This is a genomic window from Pseudoduganella sp. SL102, from assembly GCF_027856995.1.
In the GTDB taxonomy this organism is placed as follows: domain Bacteria; phylum Pseudomonadota; class Gammaproteobacteria; order Burkholderiales; family Burkholderiaceae_D; genus Rugamonas; species Rugamonas albidiflava.
This window is the reverse complement of sequence record NZ_CP115554.1, coordinates 3,498,740-3,516,662: the sequence shown is the minus strand read 5'-3', so window position 1 is coordinate 3,516,662 and position 17,923 is coordinate 3,498,740. Positions and strand designations below refer to the sequence as shown.

At 71.3% G+C, this 17,923-nt stretch carries 15 protein-coding genes; 5 read left to right on the top strand and 10 right to left on the bottom strand.

The genetic code is table 11. The annotated features are described in order from the left end of the window. Nucleotides 1–18: 18 nt before the first annotated feature. The 7 genes from OU994_RS14975 to OU994_RS14945 form a co-directional block, all read right to left on the bottom strand. Entirely contained in the window at nt 19–2,301 is a 2,283-nt protein-coding gene (locus OU994_RS14975; protein WP_281611409.1) for a hypothetical protein, read from the bottom strand. A gap of 88 nt (nt 2,302–2,389) precedes the next feature. Then, a complete protein-coding gene (locus OU994_RS14970; RefSeq protein WP_281611408.1) occupies nt 2,390–3,439 on the bottom strand; it encodes a hypothetical protein in 1,050 nt (349 codons plus the stop codon). Next, nucleotides 3,436–4,518 (bottom strand): hypothetical protein, encoded by a 1,083-nt coding sequence (locus tag OU994_RS14965; RefSeq protein WP_281611407.1) that lies wholly within the window; start codon nt 4,516–4,518, stop codon nt 3,436–3,438. Before OU994_RS14965 ends, OU994_RS14970 begins: the two co-directional genes overlap by 4 nt. Further along, nucleotides 4,515–5,051: a hypothetical protein gene (locus OU994_RS14960; RefSeq protein WP_281611406.1), complete on the bottom strand. Its 537-nt coding sequence runs from the start codon at nt 5,049–5,051 to the stop codon at nt 4,515–4,517. Before OU994_RS14960 ends, OU994_RS14965 begins: the two co-directional genes overlap by 4 nt. Then, complete coding sequence (locus OU994_RS14955; RefSeq protein ID WP_281611405.1) at nt 5,041–6,141, bottom strand: hypothetical protein; 1,101 nt, start codon at nt 6,139–6,141, stop codon at nt 5,041–5,043. Before OU994_RS14955 ends, OU994_RS14960 begins: the two co-directional genes overlap by 11 nt. A gap of 3 nt (nt 6,142–6,144) precedes the next feature. Then, the gene (locus tag OU994_RS14950) at nt 6,145–6,273 is read right to left on the bottom strand and encodes a hypothetical protein (protein ID WP_281611404.1); all 129 of its coding nucleotides are present in this window, start codon (nt 6,271–6,273) and stop codon (nt 6,145–6,147) included. Between the two features lie 83 nt (nt 6,274–6,356). Further along, complete coding sequence (locus OU994_RS14945; protein WP_281611403.1) at nt 6,357–9,473, bottom strand: penicillin-binding transpeptidase domain-containing protein; 3,117 nt, start codon at nt 9,471–9,473, stop codon at nt 6,357–6,359. 212 nt (nt 9,474–9,685) lie between these two features. On the opposite strand from OU994_RS14945, the gene OU994_RS14940 reads away from it, so the two are divergent. Both OU994_RS14940 and OU994_RS14935 read left to right on the top strand, forming a co-directional pair. Next, nucleotides 9,686–10,309, top strand: a complete 624-nt coding sequence (locus OU994_RS14940; protein ID WP_281611402.1) for a hypothetical protein — start codon at nt 9,686–9,688, stop codon at nt 10,307–10,309. Nucleotides 10,310–10,396: 87 nt separating this feature from the next. Beyond that, nucleotides 10,397–10,882: a reverse transcriptase-like protein gene (locus tag OU994_RS14935; protein ID WP_281611401.1), complete on the top strand. Its 486-nt coding sequence runs from the start codon at nt 10,397–10,399 to the stop codon at nt 10,880–10,882. Between the two features lie 4 nt (nt 10,883–10,886). Here the strand turns inward: OU994_RS14935 and OU994_RS14930 are convergent, their stop codons facing one another. Continuing rightward, complete coding sequence (locus OU994_RS14930; protein ID WP_281611400.1) at nt 10,887–12,539, bottom strand: methyl-accepting chemotaxis protein; 1,653 nt, start codon at nt 12,537–12,539, stop codon at nt 10,887–10,889. Nucleotides 12,540–12,550: 11 nt separating this feature from the next. Beyond that, nucleotides 12,551–13,027, bottom strand: a complete 477-nt coding sequence (locus OU994_RS14925; protein WP_281611399.1) for a chemotaxis protein CheW — start codon at nt 13,025–13,027, stop codon at nt 12,551–12,553. A gap of 182 nt (nt 13,028–13,209) precedes the next feature. Here OU994_RS14925 and OU994_RS14920 point away from each other — a divergent pair, with 182 nt between their 5' ends. Genes OU994_RS14920 through OU994_RS14910 form a run of 3 tightly spaced genes read left to right on the top strand, consistent with a single transcriptional unit; the run spans nt 13,210 to nt 17,046 of the window. Further along, complete coding sequence (locus OU994_RS14920; RefSeq protein WP_281611398.1) at nt 13,210–13,869, top strand: HD domain-containing protein; 660 nt, start codon at nt 13,210–13,212, stop codon at nt 13,867–13,869. Between the two features lie 4 nt (nt 13,870–13,873). Next, nucleotides 13,874–15,775: a DUF3857 domain-containing transglutaminase family protein gene (locus OU994_RS14915; protein WP_281611397.1), complete on the top strand. Its 1,902-nt coding sequence runs from the start codon at nt 13,874–13,876 to the stop codon at nt 15,773–15,775. Continuing rightward, nucleotides 15,772–17,046 (top strand): TCR/Tet family MFS transporter, encoded by a 1,275-nt coding sequence (locus OU994_RS14910; protein ID WP_281611396.1) that lies wholly within the window; start codon nt 15,772–15,774, stop codon nt 17,044–17,046. Before OU994_RS14915 ends, OU994_RS14910 begins: the two co-directional genes overlap by 4 nt. A gap of 39 nt (nt 17,047–17,085) precedes the next feature. Here the strand turns inward: OU994_RS14910 and OU994_RS14905 are convergent, their stop codons facing one another. After that, nucleotides 17,086–17,763, bottom strand: coding sequence for an SDR family oxidoreductase (locus tag OU994_RS14905; RefSeq protein ID WP_281611395.1), 678 nt, complete (start codon nt 17,761–17,763; stop codon nt 17,086–17,088). Between the last annotated feature and the right edge of the window lie 160 nt (nt 17,764–17,923).

Sequence of the window (17,923 nt, the reverse complement as noted above, 5' to 3'; positions counted from 1 at the left end):
CGATACGCTGCCGTTCCCTCAGCGCCGCAGCGGCACGCCGCATTCCGCACAGAATTTCGCATCCGACCGCTCGGCCGGAATCGGGTGGCCATTGACGCACGCGGTGGCGCCCTGCTGTGCCGGCGCGTGATGGTGATGCACCGGCGCGCCGGCCTGCGCCACGCCGACGCCGAGCTGCATCTGCGACGCCAGCGCATTGGCGTTCGTGGCGTTCTGCAGTTTCAGCAGCTCCAGCTGGTGCTGGCGGTCCTTGTCCTGCCGGGCATCGGCCTGAATCCGTTCGTCGGCCAGGGCCTGCTGAGCCATGCGCATCGCCTCCAGCGGGGTGACGCTGTTTTCCGCGCCCACCACCAGCGCCAGCGCCTGCAGCTGGTCGGCCCCCATTTCCGACTGGGTGCGCACTTTCAGCAGCTGGGCCAGCGCCTGCGCATTGGCGGTCGGCGCCAGCGCCACCTTGCCCGTGTCCGACAGGTTGCCGATCGTGCCGATGCGCTCGATCTCGATGCGCGCCAGCTCGGCGGCATGGTTTTGCTGCGCCACCAGCGTTTCATAGGCGCTGCGGGCCCGCGCGTAGCGTTCCTCGCGCTCCAGTTCCATGCGGCGCAGCTCCTGCTGCCACTGCGCCTCATGCTCGCGCAGCTTCAGGGCCAGGCGGTTTTCTTCCGCTTCGTGCGCGATGGCGCTGGCCTGGCGCTGGGCGATGCCGTCCGCCTCGATGGTGCGCAGCAGCCTCTCATGCTGGGCCAGCGACTCGGCGCTGGCGCCGCTGCGCCGCAGCTCGTCGAGCCGCGCCGTGATGCCCGCTACTTCCACCTGCGACGATGCGTCCTTCACGGCCTCGCCGCGCGACAGGTCGCGGCGCTTCGCCACGTGCAGCTCCTCTTCCCAGTCGCGGATGCGCTCGGCCTCGCGCCGGCGCGCCAGGTTGGCCAGCTCCGCCGCCTGCAGCCGGCCCCGGTGGTGTTCCGCCTCGATCTCGGCTTCGCGGCGCTGGGCCGCCAGGTGCGCCTGCTGCAGCCGCTGCGACTCGGCGCGGCGCGCCGCTTCGTCCTCGATCGCCAGCGCCTGGTCCATGCGATTGCGGATCTGCTGCACGTGCAGCTGGTGCGCGAAGCGCTGCCGGGCCAGCGCGCGCTGTTCCACCGCTTCCTGCTGGGCCACCTCGAGTTCGGTACGCATGCGGAACTGCGCCAGCTGCCGCACATGTTCCCAGTCCGCCGCGGCACCCGCCTGCTGGCTTGCCAGCTTCGCTAGCTCATGTTCCAGCTCGGCCGCCGTGGCACCGGCGCCCCGCTCGACCGCCGCCTTGCGCGTGCGCGATTCGACGATGCGCGCATACAGGTCGATCTCGCGCGCCCGGATCGCCTGCATCCGCTCGTTCTCGCGCAGCGACAGCTCGGCCTTGTCGATCGCCGCGTCCTGCTGCAGCTCGGCGCGGCGGTAATCGTTGCGGGCCTGCTGTTCCACGCGCGCCAGTGCCAGCCATTCTTCCTCGCCATACAGTTCGTCGAGGTGCCGGGCGTGTTCCAGCTGCACGTGGCGCTCGTCGGCCACCAGCCACAGGCTGCCGACGCGTTCGCGGTTGGCATCGTATTTATCGTGGCGCAGCTGCAGCGTTTCCACCTGAACGGCGGCCAGTCCGAACTCCGCGAGGCGCAGCTTCAGTGCCGATTGCAGCCGCTCGTCGAGCTGCTGGCGCAGGTCGGGGTTGGCGTGCATTTCGCGGATGGACCGCGCGCCGATGAATTCGGCGGCGATCTGCCACACGGATTGCTGCAGCAGCTCGCGCAGGTGTTTCGTCGTGACGGTGCCCGGCGCCGTCATGAAATGCTGGGCGAACGCGGCCACGTGCTCCACCTTGATACCCACAGTGAAACTGGCGCTGACCTTCAGGTGCTCGGCGGTTTCCAGGTCGGCCAGGTCGAATGTCACCGGCAGCGGCAGCGTGCGGGTGATGAGGATTTCGGCGTGCTGGTCGCGCAGCAGGTTGTTGAGGCGCTGGAAAAAGCCTTCCAGCTCGTGTTCGCCCTGCGGCACCTCGGTGGCCGTCGTGCCCTGCAGGATGTAGGCGCGGGTGGTGGGGGGCACGCGCAGCGTCTTCGTGAAGATGCCCGACAGTTCGCGCACGCCGAAGTACACCGCCAGTTCGTCGGCGGCGGGTACCCAGCGGTTATCCAGCAGCACCGGCTCGCTGCGCGGCGCGCCCTGCGACAGGCCGCATGCCTCGCAATAGCCGGCCGCCCCGTTGCGTTGTCCACAGCGCGGGCATTTGACACCGCCGATACCGAACATCTTGAACATGTCAGTCCCTCCCAGTTTCACCATGCGCCCCCGCCGATTTTAACAGGCACGCCACCATTGTCGATTCCCATGGCCCTCGTCAACCCAATCAGATCATCCCGATACGGTCGACGCAGGCGCACGACGCGCCCTTGGCCCGCAGCGCCTCGCGCCAACCCGGCGGCATGGCATCGCGCCACGCACCCGGCAGCAGCACCCGGTCGCCGGCCGCCGCCTCGGCCAGGATCAGCGCCAGTTTCGCTTCGCCACCGGCCACCGTGTCCACCAGCCCGGCATGCCAGGCCGCCGAGGTACCGGTGGCGATCAGCCGGCCGCGCGGCACGAATTCGCGGCCCCGCGCCAGACGGTCGGCCATCACCAGCGCGAACTGGTACGAGGTGCCGGTGAAGCGCGGCTCGCTGAACCGCACGACCGTGCGCCAGCGCCCCAGGCCGCGGGCGTCGCCATGGCGGGCTCCCGCCAGCGCCTGGCGCACTGCCAGCTGCGCCGCGGCATCGACACCCGGCACGGCGATCGTGTCCTCTTCCTCGCCAGCGGCATCGACGTCCGCAGCGGCCAGCGGGCTGACGCTGACTTCCACCCACGCCAGCGTGTCGTTGATGCCGCCGCTGTGCAGCGGGAACCAGGTGCGGACCGACGACACCGATGCGCCCGGGTCGGCGTGCCCGGTCAAGGCGCCCAGGTGCGGCAGGCCGGCACCGCCGAGCAGCAGTTCGGTGCCGGCCGAATGCGCCTCCGGCAGCGCGGGTGGCGCGTCGTAGCCATCGACGCGGCCCAGCTGCCAGGCATCCGACCAGCCGAGCGCGATCAGGTCCGCCGTGCCGTGCGGCGGCTGCCACGCGCCGCGCGCCATCCGGTCCGCCAGCACGGCCGCCAGTTCCCAATTGCGCTCGCCGTCCTGCGGGGCGGCGTCGAAGCCGAGCACCAGCTGCAGCCGGCTGTCCAGGCGCGCTTCGGTGAGGCGCGCCAGGCGCACCACTTCGGCGATCCGCTCGCCCAGCGCGGGCGCTCCCGGCGCCACGCACTTGACATCGGCCCGGTTGGCGCGCGGGCGCACGGTGGCGGCCACCGACAGCACGCGGCCGTCGCGCAGCATGGTGCGGCAGATGGCGGGGGAGTTCGATGCCGGCTGGATCATGGATGGGGGCTCGCGGAATCGGTGTGAATGGATGCGCCGCCGGCATTACCGCGGCGCACGGCCAGGTGGCATTCGCAGTTCGCGAGGATGCGGTCCAGCTCATCGTCGCCGCCTCCCGCCACCTTCATCTGCGCCAGCGCACTCCACAGCTCATCGAGCGCGCGCACGGCCTGCGCACTCGCGGCGGCCAGGTTGCGCTGCTCATCGAAGGCGCGGCGCCGGCCCGGTGCCGCCCACGCCAGCGCCGGCATCGTGTTCACGTCCAGTGCGGCCAGCGCGAGCCGCTGGAGCTGCGCCTGCCGCGCCGCGAACGCCGGCGCCGGCAGCAGCCGCAGCACGCGCGACGCTTCGGGCAGCTCCAGGAACAGGCGGCGCAGCGCGGCGGCGTCGTCCGGACCGGCCACCGGCGCAGCCGGCTCCGCCGCGGACGCCGCCACAGCCGCGGAGGGTGCCGCCTCGACCGGTGTCGGCGCCAGCGCGGCGGCACGGCGGCGCAGCACCCCGGCGAAATCCACGTCGTCCAGCTCGACGGGCACGCAATCGTCGACGGTGACCCCGAACCGCATGTACAGCAGCTCGTCCAGGCCGGCGCGAAACGCCTGCCATTCCTCCAGCGACGTGCAGGGAGGCAGGTCGAGCGTACCGCCCGCCAGCGCGGCACGCAGCGCCGCTTCGAGGCGTCCGGCGAGATCGACCAGCGACAGGCTGCCGGCCTGCCCCGCCACTTCGCTGGACAGGAACAGGTCGAAGCGCTGGCGCGCCAGCCGGGGGTCGGCGGTGTCGATGACGAAGGCCAGCCGCAGGCCCAGTTCGGGCGCGGCGGCGAACGGCACCAGCGCCACGCCGTGGGGGCCGGCCACGAACCACCATGCGATTTCCCCCTTGCCGGCAAGGGGCGCCTTGCCCGCGGAGGGCGCCGGCCGGCGCGCCTGGCCATCCGCGCCGAACACGACGATGGTCGCGCCTGGCGGCGCCGGCAAGGTATCGCAACGCGCCGCGACCGTCGTGCCGGCGCCGTGATCTTCGGCCCGATCGTCGCCAGGGTACCCATCCAGCGACGGTTCGCGGCGTTCGTTCATGGCGCGGCCAGTGCCGTCACGGCGAACGTGGCGCCATGGCGCTGCAGGTGCTCGCCCGGCGGCGCGGCGAAGGGCCAGGCCTGTTCGCATTCGCCATCGGCGTCGAGTCGGCCCTGCAGCAGGGTCGCGCCGGCGCCGTCGCTCACGCGCAGCAAGGTGCGCTCGCGCAGCAGGCCGGCGGCCACCGGCGCCGCCGCGTCGAGCACCAGCACGATCCGCCAGCCACTCTCCCCGTCGAGGAAGTGCAGGGTCCACAGGCCGTCGTCGGTCGCCAGCGCCGTCGGGCCGCCGCTGTCGGCCGCGCGCAGCATGCCGGTGGACGATTGCCAGGCGCCGCGCCGCCGTGCCAGCGCCAGGTGGCGGAAGCGGCGCAAGGTAGCCGGCGAGCCGTTCAGCGCGGCCAGTTCGCCGGGGCTGAGGGGCCGCGTGCCGTCCAGCGCCGCCAGCAGCGTGGCGTCGGCCAGCAGCAGGCGGTCGCCGGGGACCGCGCGGGCCAGCAGCAGCCGCTCGCGCAGCCGGGCATCAAGGTTCATGGTGTTCTCCAGTCAGGCCGGTGAGGCGTTCGAGTACCGCGTTGCGCCGCTTGCGCAGCGTGGGCACGGACATGCCGCCCTGCAGCGCCAGCCGCTGCAGTGTCGGCAGTTCGCCCGTGCCGGCATCGCGCCAGTCGTCGGGATAGCTGTCGTCCGCGGGCCCCAGCAGTTTCAGGTAGACCGCCAGCCGCACCGGCATGGCTTCGTCGTTCAATGCCGCCAGCGCGGCCGCGTGGCCAGGCATGCCATCATAGCCGGGGGCAGTGGAAACGGCCGCCTGTTCGTCCCCGGAATTGTCGTCCGCATCCATCGGCGCCAGGATGCGGTCGGCCTCGCCGTGCGGGCAGGCCGCGGCGGCGACCCGATCGAGCTCGTCCAGCCAGGCGGCGGCATCGTCGCCGTCCCGGCGCCAGCCATCGTCGTCGCGGTTGGCGGACAGTTCCTCGTAGTCGCCGATCTCGGCCAGCATGGCGCCGATCTTGTCCGCGCTGTTGCGCAGGCTGGCGAAACGCTTCGACTTCGTGTGCAAGGGACCGGGCGCGCCGGTGAAGCGTTCCAGGGTCGCGCTCCAGTTGATGACCCACGCCGCCTGGCACTGCGCGATCGACTTCATGCGCCGCACCTCGATCGGCATGCCTTCCGCCTCCCGTCCGAGGATCGCCGCCACCTGCTGCGCGGTGCCGGGCCAGCCGGCGAACACCTGGGCGATCGCCGCATACGCCATGTCCAGCATGCGGTACGTGTAGATGCGGTTCGGCGTGCAGGGCTGGCCGGTGGCGGCCTGGTATTGGTCGGCGTCGACCTTGTCGCGCAGCGTGGCGAACATGTCGTTGACCTTCTTGCGCAACAGTCCCTCGCCGGCCGCGTGCTGCCACGCCGGCGCATCATCGGCCTGCCCGGCGGGGATGGCCGCGGCAAGCGCGGTCGCAAAAGCGGCGAAGTACGCGGGCTGCGCCTGCAGTTCGAACAGCAGGGCCAGCGCCAGGTCGCCGGCGCTGTCGCCATAGCTGTTGCCGGGTACGGTGCCGCGCGGCGACCGGCTGGCGCTGCGCAGGCCGGCCGCCACGGCGTCCGTGTACCAGTCCAGCATGGCCTACTGCCGCGCCGGATCGGCCAGTTGCGCCAGGTCGCACTGCCGGTAGGCGGCGAGCGATACCTGGCCGAGCAGCTTCCTCACCGCTTCCCAGCCGGGTTCCTGGTAGCGCGTTCCTGGCAGCCTCATGAGATTAGAAATAGGAAAGGAAATGGTAAAGACAGCCCGCATCATGCCATGGCCGGGTGCCGCCCATTCGCGCGTGGTGCGCGTCATTTACCCTGTTGTTCAGTGTTATTGCCGCGCCCCTGGCCGGCCAGCGCGGCCAGCACTGCCGCCACGGCGGGCGCCGCATGGTCGCCGCCGGTGCCCTCCGAATGGCTGGCGTGGACGGCAAACGCCAGCCGGTGGCGCTGGCCCGGCAGGCTGCCCGGCTCCAGCCAGCCGGTAAACCAGACGGTGGCGCCGCTATCGCTGGTCGGCGCGGTGCCGGTCTTGCCATGCAGGCCGGCCCGCACGCCGCGCGGCAGGGCATGGAACGCGCCCGCCGCCGTGCCGGCATCGATCACGCCTTTCATGCCGGCGCGGATGCGGTCGAGGCGCACGTCCAGTTTTTCCGGCGCGGGGTTCGCGGCCGGCCGGCCATCGAGTTCCAGCAGCAGGCGCGGCGCAACGGTGGCACCCTGCCCGATCGCCGCGGCGGCCAGCGCCATCTGCAGCGGCGTGGCCTGCATGCGCAGGCCGATGCTCATCTGGCGCAGCTCGTGGCGGGTGTGCACGGGATCGATGCGCGCGGGCGTGGCTTGCAGCGCATCGTAGTCGTTCCACCGGAACGCGGGCGGCAGCAGCCCGCCGTCGAGCCGCAGCGGGCGGTCGAAGCCGAGCCGGCGCGCCGCGGCCAGGATCGGGCGGGCGCCATCGAGCGCGCCCGCTTCGAGCGGCTGCGCATCGGGCATGCCGCCCTCGGCACGGCCACCCAGCGTGCGGTCGGACAGTTCGCCGGCCCAGGCGAACCAGGTATTCAGGCTGTACGTCAATGCCTGCGCCAGGCCGAGCCGCCCTTCGCGCGCGCGGCCGTCGATGCCCTGCTCGCGGTAATTGGTCACGTGGGCGCCGCGCGCGCTGGCCGGATAGGCGGGCGCGCCGGTGGCGAAGTCGAAGCCCCGTTCGCGCGCCAGGGCGTTGATGGCCGGCAATGGCAGCCCGCTCAGCAACGCGTCCAGCTGGCGCGCCTCCCCGCCTGCGCGGCGCGCGGCCAGTTCCAGGCCCAGCGCGCTGATGACCTTGAAGGTGGAGCCGGGACTGTGGTGGGCGCCGCCATCGTGCTGCAGCGCCGGCAGGCGCAGCGGGCTGCCGGCCGGATTGGCGCGGTCCAGCGCGCGCGCTTCGAGCCAGTTGCCGGCATCCACGGAAGGCTGGCCGGCGCCGGCCGCGGCCAGGATGTCGCCATTCTCGGCATCGAGCACGACGAAACCGGCCCGGCGTTGCGGCGGCGGCGCGGTGGCACCGGTGCAGCGCTCGCCCGTCCAGCGGCCGCGCCGCAGCGCCACGCAGTCGAGCACGCGCTGCGCCAGCGCCTGCAGCGGCAGGTCGATCGACAGGCGCGCACGGGTGCCGCCCGCATCGGGCCGCGCCAGCATGCCTGCGATGCCGGCATCGTGTTCGGGTGCGAGGCCCAGCAGCGGTGCCAGCCCGGCCCCGCCGGCGGCGGCCGTGGCCGCGCCATCGGCCCATAGCGGCGTGCCGTTGCGGTCCGCCAGCAGTACCGGACCGGCGGCATGGCCGCCGCCCTGGCCGGACAGCGCATGCGTCGCCGGCGCAGCCAGGGGCTGCCAGACGATCCGGTTCGCCACCACGCGCAGGTGCCGGTACTGGCGCTCGCCCGGCCGCTCCAGCGCGCGGGCATCGAGCGGCGCCACGGTCAGCACGATGCGGCGCGCACCGGGCAACGCGCGCAGGTCCAGCCGGCTGACATCGTCCGGCGCGGTGCAGGCGCGCCCGTCGCACGCGGCGCGCGAGGCCATTGTCGCGCCGTCGACCCGCAGCACGCGCCCGGCCAGCAGCAGCGCCAGCGGTTCGCCGCCCGTGGCGGGACGCGGCAGGTCGAGCGACAGGCGGCCAACCGGGGCAGTCGATGACAGCGCCGCGAGGCGGGTCCAGGGTTGCCAGCCCTGCGGCAGCATGGCGAACAGCCGTGCCGCCTGCGGCGCCATGGCCGCCGTCACCGGGCCGTCGGCATGCCAGCGCGAGGCATCGCCGCTCCGTACGCGCCACGCCAGCAGCGCGCGCTCGCTGTTGTACAGCGCCACCTGCTGGCGCACGTAGCTGCCGTCGGCCTGGCGGTACAGGCGGCGCAGCAGTGCGGCGGCGGCGTCGTCGACGTGGACGTGGCGCCAGGCGCCCAGGTCGGCCGCGCGCTGGTGGGCCGGCGCGGCGCGCCATGCCGCCAAATCCCGCGGTGCCAGCACGATGGCGCCATCGTCCGCCAGCCGCACCAGGCCGCGTTCCTGCAAGGCCGCGAACAGGGTTTCGTCTTCCAGCGCGGGCGCCGCGGCCGTGGCCAGCACATGCTCGCCTGGCGCCAGCCATGCCGTCGCACTGGCGCCACCCGCCGCGAACGCGGTGACCTGGGCCCTGCCACGCTGCGCGGCGTCGGGCCGGTACAGGCGCGCCACCAGTTCACCGGCCCGCGGGCAGGCGGCGGCCGGGCGGCGCACCAGGTGCAGGGCGCCGCCTTCCCATGCCAGCCAGCCTTCGTCGCGCAATGTTACCCGGCCCGCCGCGCCGCGCACGATGCCTTCGCCGCCGTTGCCCAGCCAGCGCGCCGCCGCGCCGCTCCATGTCAGCTGCAGCGGCAGGCCGGCCTGGCCGGCGAGGCGCAGCCGCGGCATCGCGGCCGTCGCGTGCGACGCGTCCGCCACCAGCAGCGCACCGCGCATCCCGGCCGTGCCCCCGGCACCGCGCACCGCCGCTTCGACATCGGCGAAGCGCTGGCCCAGCCGCAGCGGGAGCAAGTGGCCTGCCGCGTCGGCCATCTGGCGGCACAGGTCGATCCGTTGCGGCGTCGATGACCGCATCCGGCTGGCCACGGCGATGGCGCCGCCGGGCTGCGGCAGCATGGCCACGCCCGGCGTGTCGTCCACGGTGAACCGGGCGCCCGGCACGACCGGCTGCAGCCGGGCCGCACGCAGCGCATCGGTATCGGCCGCGGCAGCCGGCGCGGCGTCTCGCAGGCGCAGCACATTCGCGCCCAGCAGCGCTCCCCCCAGCAGCACGCAGGCCGCCGCGGCGAGCGGCACCCACGGCACCGTGCGCGGCCCGGCCAGGTTCCTGCCGCGCCGCCAGGCACGGTGGCGTCGTTCGACGAATTCGGTTAACAGTTGGGCCATGCCTGCCGCTAGCGGAGGGAAGCGGAAACACCTCTGCGACACCCGCCGTTACACCGCTGATACATGGGCGAAACATGCGGTAGCAAACCCTGCGCCATTTGTAAGAAACTGAAATCGCTTTTCGTGGCGGAAAGCGCGCGCGCTATAGTGTTTTCAACGGGGCGCCAGGCGCTTCCGCCGGAAAGACCACCAATACCACGCGGAGAAATACCATGATCAAGACTTCATTCATCGCAGCAGCCGCCATCGCCATCGGCGCCGCCGCGTTCGCGCCGACCCAGGCCATGGCGCAGGGGGTCAGCATCGTCATCGGCTCGGCGCCTCCGCCGCTGCGCTGGGAAGCGCAGCCGCCGCCGCGCCACGGTCATGTCTGGGCGCCCGGCTACTGGGACTGGAATGGCCATCGCCACGTGTGGGTGAGCGGCCAGTGGCTGGCGGAACGCCCCGGCTACGCGTATGCGGCGCCGCGCTGGGTGGAATACGGCGGCGGCTGGCGCTACGAGCAGGCGCGCTGGAACCGCCACGGCCCGCGCGGCGACCTCGATCGCGACGGCGTGGCGAACCGCTTCGACCGCGACCGCGACGGCGACGGCAAGCCGAACTGGGCGGACCGCGATCCCAATCACTACAACCGTGGCTACCGGGACCGCGGCTACGATCGGGATTACCACCGCGGCCATGACCGCGACCATCGCCACGGCCAGGCCTATTACGGCCACGCGACGCGCCGCGACCAGGACCGCGATGGCATCCCGAACCGCCACGACCGCGACCGCGATGGCGACGGCGTGCCGAACCGCTACGATCACCGGCCGGAAAATCCGTATCGCCGTTGATCAATACAAAAATGCCATCCGTCCGGATGGCATTTTTTTATCCGGCGCTCCCGCCACGGTAGAATCGCCGCTTTTTCCCGCAAGCCGATGACCACCACGCCGTCCACTCCCCGCGCCCTGGCCCAGGCCCGCGCTGCCGCCGAAAGGCTGGCGCGCCGGCCGGTGCCGTCCTCCCCGTCCGCATGGCGCGGCTGGTTCGACGGCTCGGCCACGCCCAACCCCGGCCGGATCGGCATCGGCGCACTGTTGCTGGGGCCAGCCGGCGAACGGATCGAGATCAGCCGGCCGGCCGGCACCGGGACCAGCGGCGATGCCGAATACCTGGCGCTGATCGCGCTGCTGGAAGCGGCCGTGGCGGCGGGAGCATGCGAGCTGGCCGTGTATGGCGACAGCCAGGTGGTGGTGCAGGATGTGCTGATGAGCGGGATGCCGGGCGCCAAGGGCCTGGAAGAACACCGCGCCCGCGCCGTCGCGCTGATGGCAAGGCTGGAGGGAATGGCGCTGCGCTGGGTGCCGCGCCACCGCAATGGCGCCGCCGACGCGCTGTCGCAGCGCGCGGCGGCCGGCGGCTGACGGCCTAGAACTCTTCCCAGTCGCTGCCGGACGTCTTCGCCGGCGCCGGCTTGCGCGCGGCCAGTGCCGGCCGGGCGACCGCCTTCGGCTGCGCCGCCACGGCTGGCGCCTGGCCGGTCCGGAACACGCCGACCACCTCGGCAAGCGCGCTGGCCTGCCGCTGCATCGATTCCGCGGCGGCGGCCGATTCCTCGACGAGCGCGGCGTTCTGCTGCGTCACCGCATCCATCTGCACGATCGCACCATTGACTTCCTCGATGCCGGTGCTCTGCTCGACCCCGGCGGCGGCGATCTCGCCGATCACGTCGGACACGCGCCGCACGCTGGCCGTGATCTCGTCCATCGTGGTGCCGGCCTGCGCGACGAGCCGGCTGCCTTCCGCCACTTCGGCGACCGAGGCGCCGATCAGTTCCTTGATTTCGCGCGCGGCCGTGGCGCTGCGCTGCGCCAGGTTGCGCACCTCGCCGGCCACCACCGCGAAGCCGCGCCCCTGTTCGCCCGCGCGGGCCGCCTCCACCGCCGCGTTCAGGGCCAGGATATTGGTCTGGAAGGCGATCCCGTCGATCGTGCCGATGATGTCGACGATCTTCTTCGACGACGCATCGATCGAATTCATCCGCCCCACCACCTGCTGCACCACGTCGCCGCCCTTGGCCGCGGCGCTGGCCGCGGCCGCGGCCATGCTGTTGGCCTGGCGAGCGTTGTCGGCGTTGGTGCGCACCGTGGACGTCAGTTGTTCCATCGTCGACGCGGTCTCTTCCAGCGCGCCCGCCTGCTGCTCGGTGCGGGCCGACAGGTCGTGGTTGCCGGTGGCGATCTCGGCGGAAGCGACCTTGATGTTCTCGGTGCCGCCACGTACCTCGGTGACGATGTTGAACAGCGACTGGTTCATGTCGGCCAGCGCGCGCAGCAGCGTGCCCGTTTCGTCGCTACCGGTGGCGTCGATGCGGCCCGTCAGGTCGCCGGAAGCAACCCGTGTCGCCGCGTCGACCGCCTGGCGCAGCGGGCGCGTGATGCCCACCGTGAGCCACCAGGCGCTGGCGGAACCGAATGCCAGCGCGGCCAGCGCCAGGGCGATCACCAGCGTGCGGCTGCGTTCATTGATGCCGGCGATATCGGCCGCCGTCTGGTCGATGCGGATGCGCTCGAGCTTGAGCAGGTCCTTCACCAGTTGCTGGTAGGTGGCGGCGCCCGGCACGAACACCGAATCGAACACGCGCGCCGCCTCGTCCACTTGCCCGGCCGCCTTCAGTTTGGCGACCTCGTCGCGCGAGCTGAGGTAGATCTTGCGCTGCGCCATGATCTTCGCGAACAGCGCCTTTTCCTCGTCCGTGACGAGCAGCACCTCGATATTCTTCTGCAGCTCCGACGACGATGCCGACGAACGCTTGCTCTCGTCGGCAAAGTAGGCGGCCAGCGACGTGTCGGTGGACTTGGCGATCGCCGACGTGCGGCGGATGGCACTGTCGATATTGCTGTACCAGTCGCTGATCATGCGCTCCTTCGCCAGCGGCGAAGCCATCATCTCGTGCGTGGCGCGGGCCACGTCGTTGAGCCGCCACAGCGCGATGGCGGCGATGACGATCGCCAGGGCGATCGTGACGGCAAAGCCCAGTCCGAGGCGTTTACCGATGGGAAGGTTGCGCAGGATATTCATGGCCTCTCCGCTCAGGCAGCCATGCGTTCGACGAGGCCCATTTCCTCGCTCGACATCATGCGGTCGATGTCCACGAGGATCAGCATCCGGTCATCCACGGTACCGAGGCCGACGATATGCTCGGTGTTCAGCGTGGAGCCCAGGTCCGGCGCCGGCTTGATCTGCTCCGGTGCCAGCGTCGTCACGTCGGACACCGCGTCGACCACCATGCCGACCGTGCGGTTGCCGATGTTCAGGATGATGACGACGGTGAACGGGCCGTACTCCGGCGTGCCCAGCGCAAAGCGGATGCGCATGTCGACGATCGGCACGATGGTGCCGCGCAGGTTGATCACGCCCTTGACGAAGTCCGGTGCGCTGGCGAGCCGCGTCGGGTTTTCATAGTTGCGGATCTCGCTGACTTTCTGGATGTCGATGCCGTATTCTTCCCTGCCCAGGGTGAAGGCGAGGTATTCGGCAGGATTGGTGGCGGTGGCGGTATCGGTCATTGTTTTTCCTGTTTTTTCCTGTTGATTGGCGACGGCTAACGATGCGAAATGTTACCGCAAGCCAAGATTTGACGCATTAAAAATTCCGTGCGACAACGCAGAACCGCCCGGAAAATTGTTCAAATTGCAGTAAAAGCGTTTCATTCGTGGCACAATGTGGCGACCGCCGCATTGACCTGAACATGACAACAACGATTTCGCCGCTGGCCAGCTGGCACCCGAAACTGGCCGCGCTCGCGGCCGCCATCCCCGGAGACGATGGCGCCCACGACACCAGCCACCTGCACCGCGTCTGGCGCAACGCCACCCTGCTGCTGCCCGATCACCCCGAAGCCGATGCGCTGGTGGTGATGGCGGCGTGCTACCTGCACGATATCGTCAACCTGCCGAAGAACCACCCGGAGCGGCACCTGGCGTCGCGCCAGGCGGCAAGGGAAGCGGTGCGCCTGCTGGCCGCGGCGGACTTTCCGGCCGGGCTGCTGCCGGGCGTGGCGCACGCGGTTGAAACGCACAGTTTTTCCGCCAGCCTGGTGCCCACCACGATCGAAGCGAAGATCGTGCAGGATGCCGACCGGCTCGACGCGCTGGGCGCCGTCGGGCTGGCGCGCATGTTCTACACCGCCGGCCGCATGGGCTCCGCGCTGGCGCACCCCACCGACCCGGGCGCCGGTCACCGCGCGCTCGACGACAAGGCCTATTCGCTCGACCACATCGCCGTCAAGCTGGCCACGCTGCCCGGCACGATGCAGACGGCGGCCGGCCGCCGGCTCGGCGAGGAACGGCTGCGCGCGCTGACGGCGTTTCGCGACGACTTCGTCGCCGAATGGTCGGCGCCGGCCTGATCCGATGATCTTTTCCCTCCTTCGCCCCGCGGCTGTCCGGGCCGGCCTGGCCGCCCTGCTCTGCCTGGCCGCGCAGGCGGCGCACGCCGATGGCGAAGGCCACGTGCGGGCGCTGCGCGAACGCACCGACATCGTGATCCGGGCCGACCACACGATGGAACAGACGGTCGACTACACCTGGCGTGCCGTCGATGCCACCGGCGCCGGTTCGCTGGGCCAGCAATACGTGAACTGGGATGCGCGCCGCCAGACGCTGGAACTGCTGGCTGCCGAAACGATCCCCGCCAGCGGCGCACCGATCCCGGTCGATCCTTCCGCGATCCAGGTACAGGACGGCATCCTGGGCGGCGTATCGTTTCCCGACAAGCGCCTGCTGCAGGTGACGTTCCCCCGGCTGGCCGCCGGCGACGCCATCCGCCTGCGCTACCGGCTGGTGCAGAAGGTGCCCGAACTGCCGGGCGGCATGTCGCACGTGATGTTCCTGCAGGACGACGTGATCCGCGACGACAGCGAGATCACCGTGCGCTATCCAAGCTCGCTGCCGCTGAAGGTGGCCCAGTACGGCCTGGCGCAGCAGCCGGCCGCCGCGGCCAGCACCGACAGTGTGCTGCGCTGGCGCTACCACAGCATGGACACCGGCACGCCGGAACCGAACGCCGCCAACGGCTGGCGCCGCACGCCGCACCTGATGCTGTCCACCTTCGCCGACTGGCAGGCCATCGCCGCCGCCTATGAACGGGGCGCAGCGCCGAAATCGGCCGTGACGCCGGCGATCCGCGCGCTGGCCGAGGACGTGGCCGGCCGCGCCGCCGGCCAGCGCGAGGCGGCGCGTCTGCTGTACGACTGGGTGCGCGCCAACGTGCGCTACGTGGCCAGCTATGTCGGCGACGGCGGCTGGGTGCCCAACGACGCCGGCACCGTGCTGCAGCGCCGCTATGGCGACTGCAAGGATCACGTAGCCCTGCTCGAGGCCCTGCTGGCGGCACGGGGCATCGCCGCGTCGCCCGTGCTGCTGCGCGCCGACGGCGAGAACTTCACGCTGCCGGAGATTCCCGTGATGTGGTTCGACCACGCCATCAGCTACCTGCCCGCGCTGGACCTGTTCATGGATGCCACCGACGACGCCATGCCGTTCGGCCTGCTGCCCGACAACGACGCGGGCAAGCCGGTACTGGCCACGCGGCTGGCGCCGGCGTTGCGCCGCACGCCGCTGCCGGACCCGCACAGCTTCCGGGTCGAGCGCAAGGTCGCGCTGAAGGTGGCGCTGGACGGTTCGGCCGAGCGCGTCACAGAAATCGTCGGGCATGGCCGCAGCGCGGTGGCGGTGCGCGAGTTCATCGACGGCGTGGCCGCCGCCGGCACGGCCGACTGGGTGCGGCGCACGATGGCGTCGAACGGCTACGAAGGCGACGGCAGCGTGGAGACGCTGGCGCAGGCGCACCCGGACATGCTGGGCGTGCGCTATACGGAACGGATCCGCAACTATGTCAGCCAGCCGGAAGCGGGCGTGCTGTCGTTCCTGCCGGGGATGAACGGCCCGGTGCCGCTGGCCGGTTTCGCCGGCCGCTTCACCGACCGCGAACGCCGGTACGACGCGCGCTGCGAACCGTTCGCCGTGGAGGACAGCATGACCATCGAACTGCCGGCCGCCATGCAGGTGCTGTACGTGCCGAAGAACCTGTCGATCCGCCAGGATGGCCTGGATTACCAGGCCACCTATTCGCGCGACGGCATGCGCTACCACCTGGCGCGCCGCGTGGTGGCCGGCAACCAGCGCGGCTGGTGCACGCCGCAGGAATACCAGGCGCTGCGCCCGGCCATGAACCGCATCAGCCGCGCCATGCACGGCCGGCTGGTGTTCGTGCTGAACGATACCGACGTGGCCGCGGCCACGGTGGCGCCATGAAGGACGACACCACGCCAGCCGCGGGGCCCGCGGCCGATTCCGCGGCGGCCGGCGCGGCGCCGGGCAAGCCGGTGAACCTCAACTTCGCGCTGCTGTGCGTCTTCATCGACATGCTGGGCGTGGGCCTGATCATTCCCGTGCTGCCCGTGCTGGTGGGCGAGTTCGTCGGCGCGCGCGAGCAGCAGTCGCTGTGGTACGGCGTGATGGGCGCCACGTTCGGCCTGATGCAGTTCCTGTTCATGCCGATGCTGGGCGCGTTCAGCGACAAGGTGGGCCGCCGCCCCGTGCTGCTGTATTCGATGGTGGGCATGTCGCTCAATTTCCTGGTCACGGCGCTGGCGCCCAGCCTGGGCTGGCTGCTGGCCGGGCGCGTGATCGGCGGCATGTCCGCCGCCAGCATGTCGGTCGCCTCGGCCTACGCGTCGGACGTGTCGACGCCGGACAACCGGGCCAGGAGTTTCGGCAAGATCGGCGCCGCGTTCGGCATGGGCTTCATTGCCGGGCCGATGCTGGGCGGCATCCTGGGCGGCATCGACCTGCACCTGCCGTTCTACGTGGCGGCCGGCATGTCGGCGGCGAACTTCGTCTATGGCTGGTTCTTCCTGCCCGAATCGCTGCCGCCCGAACGGCGCGGCCCGTTCCCCTTGCACAAGCTCAACCCGCTGGGTGGCCTGGCCAGGCTGTGGCAACGCCCCGCCACGCGGGGGCTGGTGACCGTGTTCGCGCTGGTGGCGCTGGCGCAAACCATGCTGCACACGACGTGGGTGCTGTACACCACGTTCCGCTATGGCTGGTCGACCACGCAGAACGGCATCGCGCTGTTCTGCGTGGGCGTGGCGTCCGTGATCGTGCAGGCCGGCCTGCTGGGCGTGTTCATGAAGCGCTTCGGCGAAGTGCGGCTTTCGCTGCTGGGGCTCGGTTCCGGCGCCGTGACGTACCTGCTGTACGGCCTGGCCACGCAGGGCTGGATGATGTATGTGCTGATCCTGTGCAACCTGCTGGCATTCGCCGCCGGGCCGGCGCTGCAGGGCATCATCTCGAAGGCGACACCCGCCACGGAACAGGGAGAACTGATGGGATCACTGCACGCGATCAACAGCGTCGGCATCGTCATCATGCCGCTGATCGGCGGCTTCCTGCTGGCCAAGGTGAGCCACCTGCCGCCTTCCGACTGGCGTATCGGCGTGACGTTCTTCGTCAGCGCGGCGATGCAGCTGGCGGCGATCGTGGTGGCGTGGCGCTGGTTCCGCGACCACCACAAGACTTTGTAGCGGGCTGCTTCCCTGCGCTATCGAAGCGCTGATTTTTCCCTACGCGCAGGCGTGCGCCTCGCCCGCCAGCACGGTGCCGATGGCTTCGGCCACGGCCTGCGCGCCGCCCGGCATGTCCGGCGCGATGACGGACACCTCGATATCGCGCTCTTCCTGCCGCAGCGCCTCGGCGATCGCCAGCAGCGCCCGCGCCGACGCGCCCTGCACGGCCTGCGCGGGGCCGATGCCGGCGCCGGATGCCAGGCTGACGACATGGCCGCCACCGGCCCGCTGCATCAGCGGCAGCACCGCCGCGATCGCGTACAGCGCGCCGCGCACGTTCACGTCGAGCATGCGGTCCCACTCCAGCAGTTTCAGCGCGTCCAGCCGCGACGGTGCCGCCACGCCAGCGGCGTTGACCAGCGCGTCGACACGGCCGTGGCGGTGGAATGCCGCCAGCGCGAAGGTCTGCGCATCGTCGGCGTCGGTGACGTCGAGCACGTGGCACTCGACGCTGCCGCCGGCGGCGCGGATCTCCGCGGCCAGCAGCACCAGCCGCTCGATGCGCCGCGCGCCCAGCACCACATGGTGGCCCTGCGCGGCCAGCTCGCGCGCGGTGGCGGCGCCGATGCGGCCGGTGGCGCCGGTGACCAGCACGACCTGCCGCGCGGCCTCCGTGTCCGGCGTGGGCGCCCCGGTGCGGTCAGTGGTGACGGGGATGAAATGGTGTTCGGCCATGCCTGCGCTCCTTCAATGGTCGATTGCGATGGTATCCAGGGACAGTACCCGGAACAGTGTGAAGTCTACGGGCGCGGGCCCGCGCCGGGTTGCGCGAAGGTTTCAAATCATTGCCTGATCCTCCAGCCGGGCTGTTTTTCGCACGCGCCAGCGGCATAAT